Raw genomic sequence first — 1,284 nt, 5'->3', positions numbered from 1 at the left:
CTATAATAGTGCATTTTTACTTGAATAATTTTACAGTTGAATAAAAAAACAGATTTTTAGGCTATTTTTAATGACTCAAAAATTTCTTCGATCGGCGTACCGCTTGCGGCAGCATTGTAAATATATATTACTTTGGATTTTTCTAAATCTTTCTTAGCAGCTTTATATCCAGTATTAAAGTGATGAGAATCATTACAGTATATTTTACAATAAGTATAATTTACTAAAATTATAAGTAGATATCTATTAATACTTCTCTCTCTTCTTACTTGATATCCATCTAGTCCTAAGTAAGTTTTGCAATCTCTAAAAAACGGCTCAATCGCCCAACGGTCGGTATATTGAGTTAAAATATCTAATGGTGCCAATGATTTCTCTAAGGAAATGAAAGTTTTTAATGCTCCTTCTTTTTGAAAAGCATCTTTAGGATAACTTAAAGTAATAGAAACATTTTTTCTATCTTTTAAGTTGCCAACATAAGTATAAATATAATATTGCTTATCTTTGACGGTGACAAGGTCAAAATCTTCAATATTTAATAATTTAGCAAACTTATGAAGTTTTATTCCCAGTCTTTCATGGCCTTTTGGAAAAATAACTCTATTAGTTTTTAAAGCACCAATATAACTATATCCAGCTTTTTCAGAAGCATTGAAAATATCCTTACAACTATACCAACTGTCAGCTAACACATATCCTTTATTTTCAGGTTTAGGTAGTGTTTCAATTAATTTTTTAGTTAATTCGATTTTACTCATAGATTGTTTATCATAGATATCAATTGAATATGGTAATACTAATCCGTCACACGATATTAAAGAAACTAGTATTTGATGACCATATACATTCTTGCCTTTTAAGTGAGAATTATGAAACGAACACTTTTCAATTGGATTCTTAGCCTTTGACGAGGGCTTTGTCTTCTCAGAAATAGTGTCATCAATAATAAAGTATATTGGCTGTCCAGACTCTTTTGATTTACTCCAAATAAGATCTATGATATATGATTTTAATGCTCTTTCTAAAAGTTTTTCATTCCAATTACTATTTGAAAGAAATCGAGTAATACTAGTTCGATGTCTCGAAGGAGCAAGCTCCGCTATGTCGGAAATTTTACCGTTATAACCTTTTGATATCATAGCATTCATTATATTTTCTAAATGCCTTAATTGTGGAGTAGTTAAGTAAAAATCGAAATTTAATTGTTTAAAAAATTTGTATATTGATAATTCATTTGATATAATTGTGTTCTAAAACATTTATGTATAGCTCCTTGCTGTCATT

General features: G+C 28.5%; 1 protein-coding gene. It reads right to left on the bottom strand.

What is annotated here, in order from left to right; genetic code table 11:
• Window positions 1-56 precede the first annotated feature (56 nt).
• Window positions 57-1,244 (bottom strand): IS701 family transposase, encoded by a 1,188-nt coding sequence (locus CLPUN_RS08535; protein ID WP_423237287.1) that lies wholly within the window; start codon window positions 1,242-1,244, stop codon window positions 57-59.
• Window positions 1,245-1,284: the final 40 nt, after the last annotated feature.

The organism is Clostridium puniceum, assembly GCF_002006345.1.
Lineage (GTDB): Bacteria > Bacillota > Clostridia > Clostridiales > Clostridiaceae > Clostridium > Clostridium puniceum.
This window is presented reverse-complemented; position numbering and strand designations above follow the sequence as displayed.